Here is a 17724-nt window from a genome sequence, read left to right as displayed (position 1 = left end):
CAAGCACCTCACGTTGCAATATCACAACGTGCGCGATACCACGCAAGCATTGACGCAAAATCCGCGCGTCAAAGCGGCGTATCTGGGAGGATGATAAGATGTCGAGAATAATCCGCGCGCCGCGCGGCGCACAAATCACGTGCAAGTCCTGGCTCACCGAAGCGCCGCTGCGCATGTTGATGAACAACCTCGATCCCGACGTCGCGGAAAAGCCGGACGAACTCATCGTCTACGGCGGACGCGGGCGCGCCGCGCGTAACTGGGAATGTTTCGACGCGATTGTGAAATCACTGCGCGAACTCGAAACGGATGAAACGTTGCTCGTCCAGTCGGGCAAGCCGGTCGGCGTTCTCAAATCACACCCGGACGCGCCGCGCGTCTTGATCGCGAACTCGAACATTGTGCCGGCGTGGGCGACCCAGGAAAATTTCGACGAATGGGAACGCGCTGGGCTGATCATGTACGGACAGATGACGGCGGGCAGTTGGATTTATATCGGCAGTCAAGGCATCGTGCAAGGAACGTATGAAACGCTTGGCAGTCTCGCACAACAACAGGGCTGGGGTTCGCTCCAGGGCAAATTCGTTTTGACGGCGGGACTCGGCGGGATGGGCGGCGCGCAGCCGCTTGCGGTGACGTTGAACCAAGGCGTCGCACTCGTCGTCGAGGTTGACCCTCAGCGCGCACAACGTCGTCTCGAAACGCGCTATCTCGACGAACTGACGGACAATCTCGAGGACGCGATGACGCGCGTCGAAGATGCGCTCAAGCAAAAACAAGCGCGCTCTATCGGTGTGATTGGCAACGCGGCGGATGTGCTGTCCGAACTCGTCGCGCGCGGCGTTGTCCCGGATGTCGTCACCGATCAAACGCCCGCGCATGATCCGTTGATGTACGTACCCGAAATGCCGCTCGAAGAAGCGAACCAATTACGAATTACTAATTACCTCGATTACCAGCAGCGCTCGATGGCATCCATGGCAAAGCACGTCGAGGCGATGCTCGATTTTCAAAAGCGCGGATCCATCGTTTTCGATTACGGCAACAATTTGCGTCAGCGCGCGTATGACGCCGGCGTCAAGAACGCGTTCGATTATCCTGGGTTCGTGCCCGCATACATTCGTCCGCTTTTCTGCGAAGGCAAGGGACCGTTTCGCTGGGTCGCGCTCTCCGGCGATCCGCAAGATATTTATCGGACCGACGAAGCGATCCTCGAACTCTTTCCGGAAAACGAACACCTAGCGCGCTGGATTCGCATGGCGCAAAAACGCATCGCGTTCCAGGGTTTACCGGCGCGCATCTGCTGGCTGGGCTACGGCGAACGCGCGCGCGCCGGTTTAAAGTTCAACGATCTCGTCGCCAAAGGCATCGTGTCCGCGCCAATTGTCATCGGACGCGATCATCTCGATGCCGGTTCCGTCGCGTCGCCGCGCCGCGAAACGGAAGCGATGCGCGATGGTTCGGACGCGATCGCGGATTGGCCCCTGCTCAACGCGCTCATCAACGCGGTGAACGGCGCGACCTGGGTTTCGATTCATCACGGCGGCGGCGTGGGCATCGGCTATTCGATTCACGCAGGACAGGTCATCGTCGCCGACGGCACACCCGAAGCGGCGCGACGTTTGGAGCGCGTGCTGACGAGCGACCCAGGCATGGGCGTGATTCGTCACGCAGATGCCGGGTATCCCGAAGCGATTCAATTCGCCAAGCGAACCGGCATCAAGATACCGATGATGCGGTGAATCGCCCAAAAACAAATAGGGCGCGGATGAACGCGGATGAACACGGATTATTTTTTTATCTGCGCTTGTCCGCGTTCGTCCGCGTCCCATAATTAACATCCGAGTTAAGGAAAATCATGGAAAAGATTGTCGAATGCGTGCCGAATTTTTCCGAAGGTCGGCGCGTGCAAATCGTTGATGAAATCGTCAGCGCGATGTTGTTGCCCGGCGTCAAACTGCTCGACCGCGAGATGGACGCGGATCACAACCGCTGCGTCATCACACTCGCCGGCGCGCCGGACGCGCTAGAAGACGCCGCGTTTCGCGGGATCGGGACCGCCGCGCGCTTGATTGATCTCGACACGCATCACGGCGAACATCCGCGCATCGGCGCAACCGATGTCGTGCCGTTCGTGCCGGTCAGCGGCGTGACGATGCAGGAATGCGTCACGATGGCGCAACGCTTGGGCGCACGCGTCGCGCGCGAATTGGATATTCCCGTGTATCTCTACGAGAGCGCGGCAACGCGCCCCGAACGACGCGACCTAGCGTACATTCGGCGCGGACAGTACGAAACGCTCAGGCGCGAAATCGCGACCGACCCAGCGCGCGCGCCGGATTTCGGACCCAGTCGCCTCGGCAAAGCCGGTGCGACGGTGATCGGCGCGCGACCATACCTCATCGCGTTCAACGTCAACCTGGCAACGAGCGATTTGCAAATTGCCAAAGACATTGCACGTGCAATCCGCGAACGCGGCGGCGGATTGAAATCGGTCAAGGCAAAGGGATTCATGTTGCGCGAACGCAACCTCGCGCAGGTTTCGATGAACCTGACCGACTTTAACGTGACCGGTATGTTGACCGCGTTCAATGCGGTGAAAGCCGAAGCCGACAGGCGGGACGTCCAGGTGTTGGAAAGCGAACTCATCGGACTCGTGCCGCTCGAAGCATTGACCCAGCTCGCGGCGCACGCGCTCAAGTTGCCGGCGCTGAACGCGAACCAGGTCGTCGAGATGAAAATCCACGGCGAGTAAATTGACAATCCCTTCGCCAGAATCCAGGTTTCTCGAAGAAACCTGGATTCTATCTCCGCTTGCTGATTGCATTTGCGTAGATGTTAAATTGATCCAGGAGGTTTTCCATGTCCTTCGCATCTGAATCCGTGCAAACATTTTTAGACCAGGTTGCCTCGGCGGAACCCGCGCCGGGTGGCGGCACCGTCGCCGCGCTCAGCGGCGCGCTCGGCGCGTCGCTCGTCGCGATGGTGTGCCGTCTGACTATCGGCAGAAAAAACTATGCGGCGGTGAATGACGAAATGCAAACAATCCTCATACGCGCCGAAGAACTGCAGCGCGAACTGCGCGACTTGATGCAAAGCGATACCGACGCGTACGCGCGCGTGATGGAGGCGTACAAACTGCCCAAGCACACCGACGAAGAAAAAAACGCGCGCGCGAACGCGATTCGAGACGCGCTGAAACATGCCACCGATGTGCCACTGCACGTCGCTGAACAATGCGCGCAAGTGCTCGAACTGGCGCGCGTCGTCGCGGAAAAAGGCAACAAGAATGCCGCGAGCGACGGCGGCGTGGGCGCGTTGATGGCGGAAGCGGGCGTACGCGGCGCGGCGTTGAACGTCGCGATCAATCTTGGTTCGATTGACGACGCGATGTTCACCCAGGATCGCCGTTCGCGCGCGGCGCAACTCGTCGCGGAAGCCGAACGACGCAAGCGCGAAATCCTGGCGATTGTCGAGAAAAGATTATAGATAGACCACTTGTTCGGTCTTGACATCTGCGCTATAATCCCCGGCGTGACTCCCTCATCTGTTCCGCTACAATCGTTGCGCGGCACCATCGAGCGCATCACGTTCTACAACGAAGAGAACGGTTATACCGTCGCGCGCTTTTTGCCCGAAGGCAAACCGGACACGATCACCATCGTCGGCAATCTGATGGGCGCGAATGTCGGCGAATCGTTGTCGCTCGATGGCATCTGGACGAATCATCCTCAACATGGTCGCCAATTCGAGATCAAACATTTTTCCTTGCAATATCCGGCGACCGTCCAAGGTCTACGCAAATACCTGGGTTCCGGTCTGATTAAAGGCGTCGGTCCGGTCACCGCGGAACGCATCGTTAAACATTTCGGACTCGACACGCTCGACGTGATCGAAACCGATGTCGCGCGTCTGCGCGAGGTGGATGGCGTCGGACCCAAGCGCATCGAGATCATTCAACGCGGCTGGGCGGAGCAGAAGCAGATCAAAGAAGTGATGCTCTTTCTCCAGAGTCATGGCGTCAGTACGTCGCTCGCGGTGAAAATCTACAAAGCATACGGCGACGGCGCGCTCAACATCGTGCGCAACGATCCGTATCGTCTCGCGCGCGATATCTGGGGCATTGGATTTCTCACCGCCGATAAAATCGCGCGCGCGATGGGCATTCAGCCCAGCGACCCCGCGCGGATCGAAGCCGGCGTGCGCTACGTCCTGGGTCAATTCAGCGACGATGGACACGTGTTCGCGTTGCGCACCGATCTGATTCGCGCGGCGACCGAGGCGCTGGATGCATCGGCGCAACTCGTCGAAGAAGCCATCGCGCGACTGGCGCAAGCCGAAGAAGTGTTCGTCGAAGATGAAGCCGTCTACTTGATCCCATTCTATTACGCCGAGATCGGCGTCGCCAATCGCTTGAAGGAATTGGTCGCACAGCCGCGCACGCGCCTGGAGGAATTTCGCGCGCTCGATTGGGCGAGCGCGTTCGAGTGGGTCGCGCAAAAGAATCGCATCGCGTTGACCGCGAAACAACAAGAGGCGGTCAAGACCGCACTCACCTCCAAAGTCTCTGTCCTCACCGGCGGACCTGGCACCGGCAAGACGACGAGCGTGCGCGCGTTGATTCAGCTCTTGAAAGCCAAACGCAAGACGTTCAAACTTGCCGCGCCGACCGGACGCGCCGCGAAACGTTTGAGCGAAGCGACCGGCGAAACCGCGCAGACCTTGCATCGGCTCCTGGAATTCAAACCGTATGAAGGCAACAAGTTTCTGCGCGACCGCGACAATCCGCTCGACGCGGATTTGATCATCGTGGATGAACTCTCGATGATTGACCTATTGCTGATGAACGCGTTGCTCAAGGCGCTCGATCTCTGGAGTCACGTGCTCTTGATCGGCGACCCCGATCAACTGCCCTCGGTCGGCGCGGGCAGTGTGTTGCGCGATTTGATCGCGTCCCAGTTCGTGCCCGTCGTCGCGCTCGACGTGATCTTTCGCCAAGCGGAAGAGAGTCTCATCATCACGAACGCGCATCGAATTAACCAGGGTGAGATGCCGCAGTTCACCCAGGTCGCCAAGGATTTTTTTCTCTTCAAAGAAAGCGAACCGGAGCAAGCCGCACAGCGCGTTGTCGAAGTGGTCAAGACGCGCATCCCGAACAAATTCGGCATGGACGCCATCGAAGACATCCAGGTACTCAGTCCGATGCACCGCGGGACTGTGGGAGTGGGTGCGTTGAATCAATCGCTCCAAGATGCACTCAATCCGGCGGCGGAGCGTAAGAAAGAGCAGCGTCACGGTAGCCGCGTCTTTCGCGTGGGCGACAAGGTTCTGCAAACACGCAACAACTATGACAAGCAAGTGTTCAACGGCGACCTGGGTCGCGTCGTGTCAGTAGATAGCGAGGACCAAGTCCTGGGTGTGGATTTCGACGGCGCGCGCGTGGAGTATGAATTCGGAGAATTGGATGAACTCGTGCACGCGTTTGCAATGAGCGTTCACAAATCCCAGGGGAGCGAATATCGCGCGGTGGTGATCCCCTTGCTCACGCAACATTACTTGATGTTGCAACGCAACCTACTTTACACCGCCGTGACGCGCGCCAAAGAACTCGTCGTCCTGGTCGGCACTCCCAAAGCGATCGCGCTCGCGGTCAAGAACAACAAGATCGTGCAACGCAATTCGCGGCTGGCTAAACGCTTGCAGGAACCGGCTCAAACAAAAAACGCGCCGACGAAGAAATCGTCGGCGGTATATAAAACTGGATCGTAGGGCAAGTTTCCAACTTGCCGTACGCAAATTGGAAATTTGCGCCACGTAGCCGCGTAGGGCAAGTTTCCAACTTGCCAACGCAAATTGGAAATTTGCGCCACGTAGTCGCGTAGGGCAAGTTTCCAACCTGCCGTACGCAAATTGGAAATTTGCGCCACGTAGCCGCGTAGGGCAAGTTTCCAACTTGCCGCACGCAAATTGGAAATTTGCGCCACGTAGTCGCGTAGGGCAAGTTTCCAACTTGCCAACGCAAATTGGAAATTTGCGCTACTGGAGGAGGTACCTTATGTGCGGTCGGTTTATCATCCAGTCGGATCTCGAACAGATTCAACTGGCGTTCAATATCGCGCAAGTCAATGCCGAAGTGAAACCCAACTACAACGTCGCGCCAACCCAGCAAGTCGTCGCGGTCGTGCAACGCGACGGACAGAATGTGCTTGACGCGATGCGTTGGGGCTTGATTCCGGTGTGGGCAAAGGACATGGCTATCGGCTCCAAGATGATCAACGCGCGCGCCGAGACCGTCGCGGAGAAGGCGAGCTTCAAACGACCGTTGAAAAGCCGGCGTTGCTTGATCGTCGCCGATGGATTTTACGAATGGCAAAAGACCGGCGCGCAGAAAATTCCAATGTTCATTCAGCTCAAATCGAAAAAGCCGTTTGGCTTTGCCGGCTTGTACGACGTGTGGAAATCGCCCGACGACGAGTGGATCGCTTCGTGCACGATCATTACCACATCGGCGAACGAGTTGATGAAACCGATTCACGAGCGGATGCCCGTTATCCTACCCAAGACATCATACAAATCGTGGCTCAACCCAGCCAACCAAGACCTGGGTGAATTGGTGACGCTTCTGCAACCGTATCCCGCCGACAAGATGATTGCCTACCCAGTTTCATCGCTCGTCAACTCGCCGCGCAATAACTCCGCAGAATTGATTCGCCCCGTTAGTGACTGACACGTTTTCTGCCACAGAAACACACAGAAATATTTGAGCAAAAAAGAATCCAGGTTTCTTGGAGAAACCTGGATTCTCTCGATAGTGTTGTATGCCCACCGGAGAGATGGCAATTGAAATTGCCCCGCGTGAGCCGGTGGCTGGTCGCCCGCCTACGCCGGCGAATCGGCGTCCACGGAGGTGGACGCCCGGCGGAACGCCCGCCCGCGGCGATTTCAATCGCCCCATGCTGCTGCTTTGGATTTACTTGCCGACCGCTAACCGCTCGTATGCCCAATCCACTGGTGCGACATCCTGGATGAGACGCGTTGGATTGCTGCCATCGGCGTTCATGCGATAAATGCCCCAGTGATTGTTGTCGGTCGCACGATAGAAAATAAAATTTCCGTCGAGCGACCACGTTGCGCCGACGTGTTGTTCTTTGCCGGTCGTCAGTTGCCGCTTGCCCGATCCATTCGCGTTGACGACGAACAATTGCTTGACGCCATCCGCTTCGGCTTGATAGACGATGCGTTGTCCATCCGGCGACCACATCGGATTCGCGCCCAACTCGCCGACGATCAAACGTCCGCCATCGTTGCCCAACGAACTCGCGATCAAAATTCCGCAGTTACTTCCGCGACACGACGAAAATGTGATCTGCGTATCGTCCGGCGACCAGGCAGGCAACGTACCGCCGCCGACAATTGTGCGCCGCAGACTGCCGTCCGCGAACACTGCGTCAATGTTCACATTCATGCCTTCTTTTTGAATCGGCTGGGATGCGAACGCGATCCATTTGCCGTCATGCGACCACGCGAGATATTTTGCGTTCGTCTCGCCGAGAATTTTCTGCGCGTTCGATCCATCCGCGTTCGCGACAAAGATGCCATTGTTCCACTGATAAAACGCGATGCGCTTGCCGTCCGGCGAAAACGTCGGCGAGGACGCTTTGGGCAGAATTTGTTTTGGATTACTGCCATCCGCGTTCATCACCCAAATCGTTTTGCCCTCCGGCGAATCGCCGGTAAAAACGCTGTACGCGATTTTACCGGTCGCGCGCGCGGACGATGACGCCGCGGGCGCGGTTGTCGCGTCCGACGTCACGCTCGTTGACGGAGATGTCAAACCGAGTTTTTCCGGCAAGGATGACCCAGGTCGCTGCAACCAAAATGTCCCCGCGCCCAAACCTGCCAGCGCGAGGCAAATCAGCAACGCGACGAGCGCAAGCAGACCGACCACGATTGGCGCGCGCCGATTCGACGAACCTGGGTTCCCTTTCTTCCCGACATTCGGCATATTGTCAAACATGTTTTGCTCCGATATAGACGTTACCCGAATTTAACTTTTCCCCCACGAAGAACACGAAGGACACGAAATTATTCAGTTTTGCTTTGTGATCTTGGTGTCCTTCGTGGGCATAATTCTCAATTCAAATATCGTCTAATTTGAAAGGGCAAAGCATTACTCTAAACTCTGGAAAATGCTTCGCCCTTTCGTCACGAATCAATGCTTGGATGGCTCCTCGTCCCACGGCAACTTTTGCCGCGTCGCATCCGCGGTTGCCGGCTTCTTGATCTTGATGCGCGAGGGACGCGGTGAGCTTGGCGCGGGGGTCGTTGCGCCCTCCGTCAATCGCACTCGCGACTTTGGTGCGGGCGCGGGCGTCGCGCGCGCGAACACCCAACGCGCTCCTTGCGGCGCAAAGAACAGCGCGACGAGCAGAATCAACGCGAGCATAAACCACACCCACGACCATCCTTGCGGCTCAACTTCGGGAATCACGCCGCCCGGATTGTAATCCGCGCGCGTCGTGCCCAAGCCCGGCGCGGTCACCACAATCGCGCGTTTCAATCCATCGCGCAGCGCGGCAGTCGAGGTGTACGTCAACTTGTACTCGTTTTGAATGCGCGACGCGATTTGCTGATACAGCGTGCCGAGTTGACTCGCGTCCGGCGCGTAATAGTATTCGCCCAACGACGCGCGCGCGATCTCTTGGAGCACCGGCTCGTCAATGCCTTCCTGACTATTCGTACCCACCGCTTGCGCGCCCAGACCAATCGTGTAGATCGAATAACCGCTCGAATTCGCGGAATTCAACATCGCATCGCGGCTGAGGTTGCTCGCGTTGTCCATGCCATCCGTCACGACGATGACCGCTTTGCGTCCCTGCGCCGATTCGAAAAACCTGCTCGCTTGACCGAGCGCGTCGTACATCGCCGTGTTACCGCGCGGGACGAGTTTTGGAATTGCGGCAAGCAGCGCGTTCTTGTTGTCGGTCAATGATTGCAGAGTTTCGATTTCCGTGTCGAACTGCACCAACGCGGCGCGATCACCCGAACGCATTTGATTCACGAACGTCGTCGCAGCTTGCTTCGCACCGTCCATCTTGCCGCTACGCGCCATGCTACCGCTGCGATCTACGATGAGGATCGTACTCACTGGACCCAGGTCGCCGGAGCGCGTCGTCGCCGTTGCCGCGACCGTCTTGCCGTTTTCTTGAACTTGCAGCGCGCTTGCCGGCACATTTCGTACCGGATTGCCATTCGCGTCCGTCACCGAAATGTACACATCTACTTGCGGAAAGCGCGAGGTGTCCACTTGGGTCACATTGATGACGACCGGCGTTTGCGCGTATGTGTTTATCGTCGCGACGAGCGCCATCGTGCACGCGAGGATGAATGATCGAAACCAGGTTTTCATTTTCATCGTCCTTTTAGCCACACCCTTAAGGGTGTGGCTAATGTCGTTCGTGATAAATCATCATCGTGTTGCCGACCCGGATGGACGCGTTGTTCGCCAGACGCGCGGCCTCAACTTTTTTTCCATCCACGAACGTACCTTTGCCAATGCTCATATCTTCGATGACAAAGTACGCGCCCGCGCCTTTCAAGCGCGCGTGCTGCGGCGCGATCCCAGGATCGGGCAACGCGATGTCCGCTTTGAAATCGTTGCTCCCGATGATCGCCGCCGGTCCGTGCGCGTGCAGATACTTGTCGAGAATGAACTCGGTGCCTTTTAACTTGCCGCTCACCACTTCGAGCCACGCGCGCGAGAGCAGAACGACGATCAACGCGATGAACACGCCGACTGCCGCGCCGAGCAAGACGAGTCCCAGCATCTTGCCGATGACCGTCGCGCCGATGAGCGATTGCAAAACGAACAGCACAATGCCGCCGAGGAGTCCACCCAGCACGCCGCCGACCGCGCCTTTCCACATTTGTGTTCCACTCGTGACGCCTTCGGACAAACCGATGAGCGCGCCAAACAACGCCCACCCCAGCGCGCGTCCGATCAATTCGCCGCCGGTGATTTGGAAGACGAATTCGCCAACCGGCAAACCAATCGCGCCGGCGAGCAATCCAATGCCACCGGCGAGCGCGCCCGCACGCGCCGCGCGATACCACGAGCGCGCCAACAATCCCTCGCTCGCGCCGATCAAGAGACCCAGGCACAAGCCGATGATGCCGCCCAGCACGAGATCGTTCACGTATACATTCACGCCGCGCATGAATCCAAGCGTGTCACTGATGCGCCAACCGATGAGCGCGCCCAGCGCACCCAGCACCGCGTAATAATAAACGCGCATTCGCAAACTCATCTTGTTCTCCTTTCAGGCAAGTCGCAATTTGCAATTCGCGATTCGCTTCACGCCACCGCCACCAGATCCAACTCCGCGCCATTCACGACCGGCGACACGTTCGTCCATCCGATAATGCTGTCATCGTTCCGATCACTCCACTCGTAAAACCCGGTGTAATTGACCGGATCCAAGTCGCCTTGCGCGCTCCAACAGAAAAAGCCGCCTTGGTTGCGCTCGGGGTCTACGACGAGCGCGACCTGGGTCGAATCGTGGAAGAAATGCCGATGCAACCAGGTATCGTAACCGGACATGAACACGCCGAGACGCGGATGCGTGTGGTACCAACCGACCATGCGTTTGCCGGGAAAGCGGTCTTCCAGTTCGGTGTTCAGGTGGATCAACGTTTCGTGCGTAAAGGTCACGTGTGTTTCGCCGGCTTGAGTGTAGAGCGCGGGGATAACGTCCTGAATCAGAATGTATTGCTGTTCCGTTTGCGGGTCTATGCACACCTTGCCGATGAGCGCGCCGCCGACCTCGCTATCCATATCGCTGCGCGTGTGTTCGATGCACTTGATGTACGCGGACTGGGCGAAAAAGATTGCGATACGCGGGTTCACCGCGGCTTCGTATCGTGAATTCCAACGCAACGCGTCGTCGAGCGGCATCGGCGCTTCGCAGATGGTCGCCGGTTCCCAGTCGAGTAACTTGATTCGGGTTGTCATGGCAAAACTCCTTCACTTTCATTTGACCTTGGATGCGCCATGCGGATCGGTCAACTTGATCCGCACGCGTGGTCGCGCGATATCCGACCATTCTACTTCGGCGAGTCGAAACGGCTCAACCGGGGCTTGCGGGTTGCAAACCTGATTATCTTTCCACACAAAGAAACCGGCGCGATCTAGCGATGGGTCTATGACGAGCGCGACTTGCCAGGGTTGTTTGAAAAAATTTTGATGAATGAATAAATCCCAGTCCGATAGAAAAATGCTCCACCCTGGATGCGTATGGTACCAACCGACAATCAGTTTGCCGGGAAATTGCGCTTCCAACGTGTGATGAATCTTGAGCCAGGTGTTGTGTGTAAAGGTCAACTGTCCACGCGATTCTTGCGCGAATTCGGCTTTGATCGCGTGCGACGCGACGACGAACAGATGCCCATCCTGGTCGCGGCAGACCTCGCCAATCAACACGCCGCCCACTTCGCGATCACGATTCTGGCGCGCGTGGCGCGTGACATCCACGTTGACGCGCTGATGCAAAAAGATCGGAAACGGCGCCTCCGCCGGTTGCCAACGCCACAGATTCGAATCATCGGTCGGCAAGTCCTGGGTCGCGATTTGCGGTGCAGTCGTCGGAATCGCGATTTTACGCGGTCGGTCAAAGGCATCGCGCGGGGGAACTTGGCGCGGCGGCAGTTTGGTTTGATTCGCGCGTTCTGGCACGAGATACGTCGCGCGAAACGCGCGTCCCACGTCGAACGCATCCCCCGGTGTGAGCGGACGCATCAACCACAGCGAGCCGCGCCGCGTGCGGCATTTCGCGCACCAACCCCGCGCATCGAGCCGCGCGATACTGCCGTGACGCGGACACCAATACGCATCGCCCCGGCGATATTTGAACCAGGTCAGGTCGCGCGCGCGCCGCCGTTCGCTCAAGTTGATGAGCAAGTGATCGCGCCCATCTACGCGGCGCACTTCGAGATGATGCAGCGCGACGTTGGGATTCGCGAGCACAATCGCGTTGTCGTCCGCCGAACCAATCTCGGTCGAATCGCCGATCAATTCGAACAAGACCGGCGCGGCGTTCTCTACCTGGGTCGGCGCGATGGACAGCGCGCGATACGTTTCAATCTCAGTCATTTCGATTCAAGGGAGCCGGGCGGCTGGCTCGATCCGGGGTAAGACCCAGCCAGCCGCGCCGGCATAGTGGTCGCCAAGACGAGTTACCAGCTCATCTCGACGAGACAACGTTTTAGCCCGCGGTCACATCGGCGGTCAGCATCAGGCGATCATTTTGCGGAACGCCCGCGGCGGAAAGCGTCTCGTCTTCGCGCAGTTCGCGTCCGAGCGCCTTGCTATCCATCCGATATGCCATCGGTCTGCCGTCCGGTCCCGTCGTCGGCAATTGCAGTGACGACGCGAGTTCCGGCATCAACTCACGCACGGGCACATCGCTCGGCACTTCTGCCGTGCGCGATCCGCCTGCCGGCAAAACGAGAGTCACGGGTACATCAGCCATTCTGTTCCTCCTACTTGAATTTCGAGATTGGAAGTTGGAGTGGACACGTTCAATCTCGATACTTGGTTCCTCTGGCAATTTCCATTTGCCATTTGCCATTTGCTATTCGCCATCCGCCGTTCGCTACTTGAGTTTGATCTTGGGACGCGCTTTGAGCTTTGCAACCGGTTTCTTCGCCGGCTTGGCGTGTTCCGGGCGCAACAATTCGCGCGTGTCCACCGGAAAACAACCTGCGTGTGTGCGACGATAGTTCATACTCCACTTGGCGGCTTCGGCGTCCCAGGGAAACGGCGGCTTGGTCGGGTCGTCGTGGAAATTTTTCCATTGCGCCATTTCGCCGAGCATGATCACGAGCCGGTCGAGCGAACGCGCGGCAGTCCACCATGCAGCGTCAATGCAGACGCTGCCATTCGCGCCTTTGATGTTGGGATGCCAAATCGGTGTGAGCCATTTCAAGCCGGGCCAGCGATGCGGATATTCGTTGTGCAGATAAATCGCGACCTGGTGTTTGTCGGCGAAACGCGGATTGCCCTGCGCGTCCACCGCGACGATGCTTTTGCATTTGAACGTCACGAGATATTTTTCCGGCGGAAACCCAGGTTTCGCGTCCACCACTTCAAAGTCAATCAACTGGCTCTGCTTTTTCAGTTCGAGCATCTTGTCGTGATCGGCTTTGAGGCGGCGAAAGCGCGGCGTCGCGCTAACCAGGGAGGGCTTGCCCGCGCCGGCAGTGACATCCGCCGTAATCATCAAGCGATCATGTTGCGGAATTTTCGCGTCGTGCAGTGTTTCCGCTTCGCGCAATTCGCGTCCCAACGCCTTGCTGTCCATCCGATAACCCATCGGTCGTCCATCGGGACCGGTCGTCGGCAATTCGAGAACGGAAATAAGTTCCGGCATCAATTCGCGCACGGGCACATCGTCCGGCACTTCAGCCGTGCGCGCGCCGCCGGCGGGTAGAACGAGAGTCACACTGAGATCAGGCATAAATTCCTCCAACGAGGTTGCGTTCCTTGATTTCCCAGAGTTCCCTCCGCCCAAGCAAGGGGAATCAAGGGAAATGAGGGAAATAAGGAAACTCTGGGAAATTGTGAACTAGGTATTGAGATGCGGCACCTGGCATTTGCCGGTGATCGCCCAACAATCCGCGTGATGCGGCGTGTGACACACCTCGCACACTTTAATCCCGCGTGGATCATTGCGCTTGACCACATCGAGACAGTACGGACATCGCTCTTCGACGACGGCTTTGATGCGTGCACTGCCATTCGCTTGAGGCGCGGCGTGGCGATGGAATAACGATGGTTTGGGCAAACGCACGCGATTTCGTCGCGGAATCAAACGAACGATCCCAATTCGCATGGCGCTAAAAAATGACGCGATCCCGTTTATCAAACCGCGCACGAGCGCGATGATCTTGAGCGGCAGCCACAGAATCGCGCGACCGATACTGGCGATGACTCGTGTGACAAACTCGAACAGCGCCGAGAAGAAACGCGTCGGACGCTCGAGCAGAGCCGCGATGCCACGCGCGAGCCAACGTTGCGGCGGATGCGCCCAGCCCGTCCACGTCCCGGCGATCAGACCCAGGATCGCGATGCCAAATTCGATTTCCCAGAGTTGTTCTCCCGTCACCGCGAGCAACAAACTCGCGTCGAGTTCCCACTCGCGCAACGCCCACCCTAATCCGAGCGGCAACGCCAACGCCGCGAAAAGTAGAGCCGCCAGTAATCGCACGAGCGTGTGCCATTCGGGAAGTGCGCGCTGGAAAGCGAAACACGCGAGCGCACTGCCAAAGAACGCGAGTGGGATGACTGCGCCGACAAACCAGAATGAGAGCGTCGCATTCGCGCGCAAGAGTGCAACGCCGAGCAGGAAACCCCAGCCGAGCGCGATGATCGCGCCGAGCGCAAAGCGAATGCGAAAACCCCATTTGGATCGTGGTTCGGCGCTCATGCGATTTGTCTGCGTGCGGCGCGTCGGTGATGAACCGCGCCATGGAATAATTTGGGCATCGAATTGCATTTCGAAATCTCACCCCTCCGATTCCCTCCCCTTAGTAAAGGGAGGGTAGGAGTGGGGTTGGTGATTGCTTGCGATTTTTTCTCGGCGTCGCGGTTCCAGGTTTCAGTGGACGACGACTCGCGGACGTGTGACCGGCGGCGGTTCGTCCGGCAACACATCGCCGAGTCTGATTTGCGGACGCGGATGGAGACGCACACGCGAGGCGTGCGCCGATCGCGCGCCGCCCTCAAAGTGTGACCAATGCAACGTATCCGCCAGATCGCCGGTGAGTTCAAAGAAACGATATTCGTTTTCATTACGCGCGCGCACGATATGCAGCGGCGGCACGCCCACGGCGAGCAAGGGACGATTCAAGAACGGTTCATCGCCGGCAATCGTGTGAATCATTTGCACTTCGCGCATCTCGCCGCAACCCGGGCACAAGCCGTCGTTGAAATTGACTTGCGAGATCGGCTTGAAAATTTCGGCGACAGTCCCGCATTGATGACATTCGAGCCGCGTCACAAATTCCTGGTCGAGTTCGAGAATCGCATCATCGCCCAACGCTTCGCGCGCGAGACGCAGCATCTCGGCGACCGTGGTCGTCGCCGCTTGGCGATCCAGTTCGAGGATGTCACCGTAGACCCAATGGCTCTCGCAATTTTCGTCCGGCGTGTACGCCGTCGCGTGGAAATCGTTCGTCAATCCGTTGACGTGCAAAACCTTCCCCGCCTCGACCGGCATGTTGTGAATCAACTTGAGCGCTTCCTGGGATTGCATGCCCGCGACAATCGCGGAAATCGTCGGCGTCGTCGGCACCTTGCCGAGCAAGATATTCTGCCGCGCCAGGAGGGGACACGAATAACGCAACGACATTTCGCGGCGCGCCTGCTCGGTGAGCGTGCATTCATAGCACGCGCCTTCGCCCGGCTTGAACACGCGCACGAGTCCGAACAGTTCCTGGATCGCGCCGTCCACCCAGGGTTTGTTCAGCCGATACGCGAACCGATTGATCGAGAGCCGCGCTTCGCGGTTATCGAGACAACCGATGATCGCGTCCATCCGGCGAAAGACGCCCAGCCCGAGCGCCGTATTCACATCGCCTTGAAAATATTGCACGTGAACGTCGGGATTGAGTTCCTTCACGCGCCGCGCCGCGACTTCGGCTTTGGGTTTGCCATTATCCTCCGCGCGAAACAAAACCGAGCGCGAAAGATTCGCGGCTTCAATCGTGTCGAAATCCACGACGAATAAATTGCCGACGCCCATCAGCGCGAGATTTTTCAAGACTTCATTGCCGAGCGCGCCCGCGCCAATCACCATGACGCGCGCGGCTTGAACTTTATCGCGTTCCCACCACGAAATAAAATCGAATGTGCCGAGCCGATCTTTTTTGAGATTCGGAATGTGAATCGGTTTTTCCGGCGCGGGAGGAATCGGCGTGATGCCGAGAAGATGATCGCGTCCGTTGCCATTGCCCGCCGGCAGAATTGTTTTCGTCGGGCGCGCGTCTTTCGGCACGCGATTTTTGGCGAGCGCGCGCGGAATCAAATCGCGGGCGTGCGCGTGGACGAAGGTACCGACGCCGGGGCGAATCTCGACGATATGGCTCGCCGACAACGCTTGCAACGCTTCGCGAATCGTCGAACGCGAGACACCCAGCTTTTTCATCAGCGTGCGTTCCGACGGCATCTTGTCGCCGGGTTTGACGGTGCCATCGCTGATCAAGCCGAGCAAACGTTCGACGACGGAATGCGTGAGTGTGTTGGACGAGACGGGGCGGATTTTCATGCGACTCCAGTATTGTGGTATTCTGGTCAGACCAGAATACCGCTCACGATGAGCGTATCCGATTTGAGCCGTTGAAACAATAGTACCTCGGTACTGCCTATCGTCGTTTTGGCTCGAACGACTTGCCCACATTGTTAGTTGATTTAGTAAACATAAATACAAATATGTGGTATCGTTTTCAGTATATCAGTTATCAACTACAAAATCTTGGCTTTATTTTCATTGACAAGCGGAAATATGTACTGTATTATGATAACGCTATCACATATTCAGTCTGCAACCGTGATTTGTCCTCGCCACATAATTAGGAGAAAGCCAACGTGGTCACAATCAAAGATGTCGCGCGCGAAGCCAAGGTCTCGGTCCCGACCGTCTCGCGCGCGCTCAGTGAAAATGGATACGTGAGCGATGCGGCGCGCCGCAAGATCGAGCTTGCGATCAAGAAACTGGGTTATGTCCCCAATCGTCTTGCCAGCGGACTTGCCTCGGGTCGCACGATGTCTATCGGCATGATCGTTCCAGACATCGCCTCCGTTTTCTTTGCCGAAGTCGCGCTGGGCGCGGAAACGACGGCAACCAAAGCCGGTTATATCCTCACCGTTTGCAATACGAATGGCAGTCTCGATCAAGAAAAACATCTCCTCAATTTTTTGCATCAAGCGCGCGTGGACGGCATCATCCTCGCCGGCGGACGCTTGCCTGATAACGAGTTGTTGCCGGCGGTTGCGCGTCATCCCACGTTTGTTTCGATCAATCGCCCTGTTCCGCCCGACCTGGGTGGCAGCATCGTCACCGAACATGCCAAGGGCATGGTTGCCGCCGTCGAACACGTGGTTCGCCTCAAGCGCAAAACGATCGCATTCATGGCGGGACCCGAACATTCCTATTCCGCCGATGAACGTCTGCGCGGTTTTCTCCAAGCGATGAAAGCGTTCGAGCTTCCGATCAACCCAGGATTGATCGTTCCCAACGAAGCCAATTATGAAAACGGTTGTCGCAATCAGTACGAATGGTTCAACTCGGTAGACGCGGGGTCATCGCGTTGGCACGAACTGCGCGCGCAACTCGGCGCGCGCGGCGCGCACGGGTTGCTCGCGAACCATCCCGAAGTGGATGCGGTCGTTTGTTTCAACGACAACCTGGCATTTGGCGCGCTGCGCGCGTGCGCGGAACTGGGGCGTCGCGTGCCGGAAGATGTGGCGATCATCGGCTGCGACGACATCTCGCTCGCCAGCCAGGTGACGCCCACACTGACCACGCAACGTGTGCCCCGCTACGCGATCGGCAAACGCGCGGTGCAAATGCTCATCGAGCGAATCAACGGCAATCGCGAACAAGCGACCGTCGTCTTCCCTCACGAGTTGATCATTCGTGAGAGCGCGCCCGTCGTATCGTGAACGAG

Annotated in this window: 15 protein-coding genes; 6 read left to right on the top strand and 9 right to left on the bottom strand. The window is 57.8% G+C overall.

All coding sequences use genetic code 11. From position 1 onward, the window contains the following. Positions 1-98: 98 nt before the first annotated feature. From hutU to HY868_10930, 5 genes are all read left to right on the top strand, one after another. Positions 99-1742: a urocanate hydratase gene (gene hutU / locus HY868_10950; GenBank protein ID MBI5302645.1), complete on the top strand. Its 1644-nt coding sequence runs from the start codon at positions 99-101 to the stop codon at positions 1740-1742. 116 nt (positions 1743-1858) lie between these two features. After that, entirely contained in the window at positions 1859-2755 is an 897-nt protein-coding gene (ftcD, locus tag HY868_10945; GenBank protein MBI5302644.1) for a glutamate formimidoyltransferase, read from the top strand. A gap of 107 nt (positions 2756-2862) precedes the next feature. Continuing rightward, positions 2863-3489 carry a cyclodeaminase/cyclohydrolase family protein gene (locus HY868_10940; protein MBI5302643.1) on the top strand — a complete coding sequence of 209 codons (627 nt, stop codon included), beginning with the start codon at positions 2863-2865 and terminating at the stop codon, positions 3487-3489. 45 nt (positions 3490-3534) lie between these two features. Continuing rightward, positions 3535-5769: an ATP-dependent RecD-like DNA helicase gene (locus HY868_10935; protein ID MBI5302642.1), complete on the top strand. Its 2235-nt coding sequence runs from the start codon at positions 3535-3537 to the stop codon at positions 5767-5769. A gap of 286 nt (positions 5770-6055) precedes the next feature. Then, the gene (locus HY868_10930) at positions 6056-6727 is read left to right on the top strand and encodes an SOS response-associated peptidase (protein MBI5302641.1); all 672 of its coding nucleotides are present in this window, start codon (positions 6056-6058) and stop codon (positions 6725-6727) included. A 243-nt stretch (positions 6728-6970) separates the two neighbouring features. Here the strand turns inward: HY868_10930 and HY868_10925 are convergent, their stop codons facing one another. The 9 genes from HY868_10925 to HY868_10885 form a co-directional block, all read right to left on the bottom strand. Next, positions 6971-8017: a PD40 domain-containing protein gene (locus HY868_10925; GenBank protein ID MBI5302640.1), complete on the bottom strand. Its 1047-nt coding sequence runs from the start codon at positions 8015-8017 to the stop codon at positions 6971-6973. A 195-nt stretch (positions 8018-8212) separates the two neighbouring features. Next, positions 8213-9409 carry a VWA domain-containing protein gene (locus tag HY868_10920; protein ID MBI5302639.1) on the bottom strand — a complete coding sequence of 399 codons (1197 nt, stop codon included), beginning with the start codon at positions 9407-9409 and terminating at the stop codon, positions 8213-8215. 37 nt (positions 9410-9446) lie between these two features. Beyond that, positions 9447-10307, bottom strand: a complete 861-nt coding sequence (locus HY868_10915; GenBank protein ID MBI5302638.1) for an FHA domain-containing protein — start codon at positions 10305-10307, stop codon at positions 9447-9449. A 47-nt stretch (positions 10308-10354) separates the two neighbouring features. Next, on the bottom strand, positions 10355-11011 hold the full coding sequence (locus HY868_10910) for a Mov34/MPN/PAD-1 family protein (protein ID MBI5302637.1): 657 nt from the start codon (positions 11009-11011) through the stop codon (positions 10355-10357). An 18-nt stretch (positions 11012-11029) separates the two neighbouring features. Continuing rightward, complete coding sequence (locus tag HY868_10905; GenBank protein ID MBI5302636.1) at positions 11030-12148, bottom strand: Mov34/MPN/PAD-1 family protein; 1119 nt, start codon at positions 12146-12148, stop codon at positions 11030-11032. 112 nt (positions 12149-12260) lie between these two features. Continuing rightward, positions 12261-12527, bottom strand: coding sequence for an EsaB/YukD family protein (locus HY868_10900; GenBank protein MBI5302635.1), 267 nt, complete (start codon positions 12525-12527; stop codon positions 12261-12263). Positions 12528-12650: 123 nt separating this feature from the next. Further along, positions 12651-13514: a hypothetical protein gene (locus HY868_10895; GenBank protein MBI5302634.1), complete on the bottom strand. Its 864-nt coding sequence runs from the start codon at positions 13512-13514 to the stop codon at positions 12651-12653. A gap of 108 nt (positions 13515-13622) precedes the next feature. Then, positions 13623-14552 (bottom strand): hypothetical protein, encoded by a 930-nt coding sequence (locus tag HY868_10890; GenBank protein ID MBI5302633.1) that lies wholly within the window; start codon positions 14550-14552, stop codon positions 13623-13625. 102 nt (positions 14553-14654) lie between these two features. Continuing rightward, positions 14655-16322, bottom strand: coding sequence for a ThiF family adenylyltransferase (locus HY868_10885; protein ID MBI5302632.1), 1668 nt, complete (start codon positions 16320-16322; stop codon positions 14655-14657). 320 nt (positions 16323-16642) lie between these two features. Here HY868_10885 and HY868_10880 point away from each other — a divergent pair, with 320 nt between their 5' ends. Further along, complete coding sequence (locus HY868_10880) at positions 16643-17719, top strand: LacI family DNA-binding transcriptional regulator (GenBank protein MBI5302631.1); 1077 nt, start codon at positions 16643-16645, stop codon at positions 17717-17719. The last annotated feature ends 5 nt before the right edge of the window (positions 17720-17724 follow it).

Source organism: Chloroflexota bacterium (genome assembly GCA_016219275.1).
Lineage (GTDB): Bacteria > Chloroflexota > Anaerolineae > UBA4142 > UBA4142 > JACRBM01.
Note: the sequence above shows the minus strand (reverse complement) of the source record. Positions and strands in the feature narration are given on the sequence as shown.

Bases quoted from the DNA above. Each gene is read 5' to 3' on its own strand.
- HY868_10915 (MBI5302638.1), bottom strand. From the start codon at position 10,307: ATGAGTTTGCGAATGCGCGTTTATTATTACGCGGTGCTGGGTGCGCTG.
- HY868_10930 (MBI5302641.1), top strand. From the start codon at position 6,056: ATGTGCGGTCGGTTTATCATCCAGTCGGATCTCGAACAGATTCAACTG.
- HY868_10895 (MBI5302634.1), bottom strand. From the start codon at position 13,514: ATGCCTGATCTCAGTGTGACTCTCGTTCTACCCGCCGGCGGCGCGCGC.
- HY868_10885 (MBI5302632.1), bottom strand. From the start codon at position 16,322: ATGAAAATCCGCCCCGTCTCGTCCAACACACTCACGCATTCCGTCGTC.
- HY868_10940 (MBI5302643.1), top strand. From the start codon at position 2,863: ATGTCCTTCGCATCTGAATCCGTGCAAACATTTTTAGACCAGGTTGCC.
- HY868_10925 (MBI5302640.1), bottom strand. From the start codon at position 8,017: ATGTTTGACAATATGCCGAATGTCGGGAAGAAAGGGAACCCAGGTTCG.
- HY868_10900 (MBI5302635.1), bottom strand. From the start codon at position 12,527: ATGGCTGATGTACCCGTGACTCTCGTTTTGCCGGCAGGCGGATCGCGC.
- HY868_10905 (MBI5302636.1), bottom strand. From the start codon at position 12,148: ATGACTGAGATTGAAACGTATCGCGCGCTGTCCATCGCGCCGACCCAG.
- HY868_10910 (MBI5302637.1), bottom strand. From the start codon at position 11,011: ATGACAACCCGAATCAAGTTACTCGACTGGGAACCGGCGACCATCTGC.
- hutU (MBI5302645.1), top strand. From the start codon at position 99: ATGTCGAGAATAATCCGCGCGCCGCGCGGCGCACAAATCACGTGCAAG.
- HY868_10890 (MBI5302633.1), bottom strand. From the start codon at position 14,552: ATGCAATTCGATGCCCAAATTATTCCATGGCGCGGTTCATCACCGACG.
- HY868_10920 (MBI5302639.1), bottom strand. From the start codon at position 9,409: ATGAAAACCTGGTTTCGATCATTCATCCTCGCGTGCACGATGGCGCTC.
- ftcD (MBI5302644.1), top strand. From the start codon at position 1,859: ATGGAAAAGATTGTCGAATGCGTGCCGAATTTTTCCGAAGGTCGGCGC.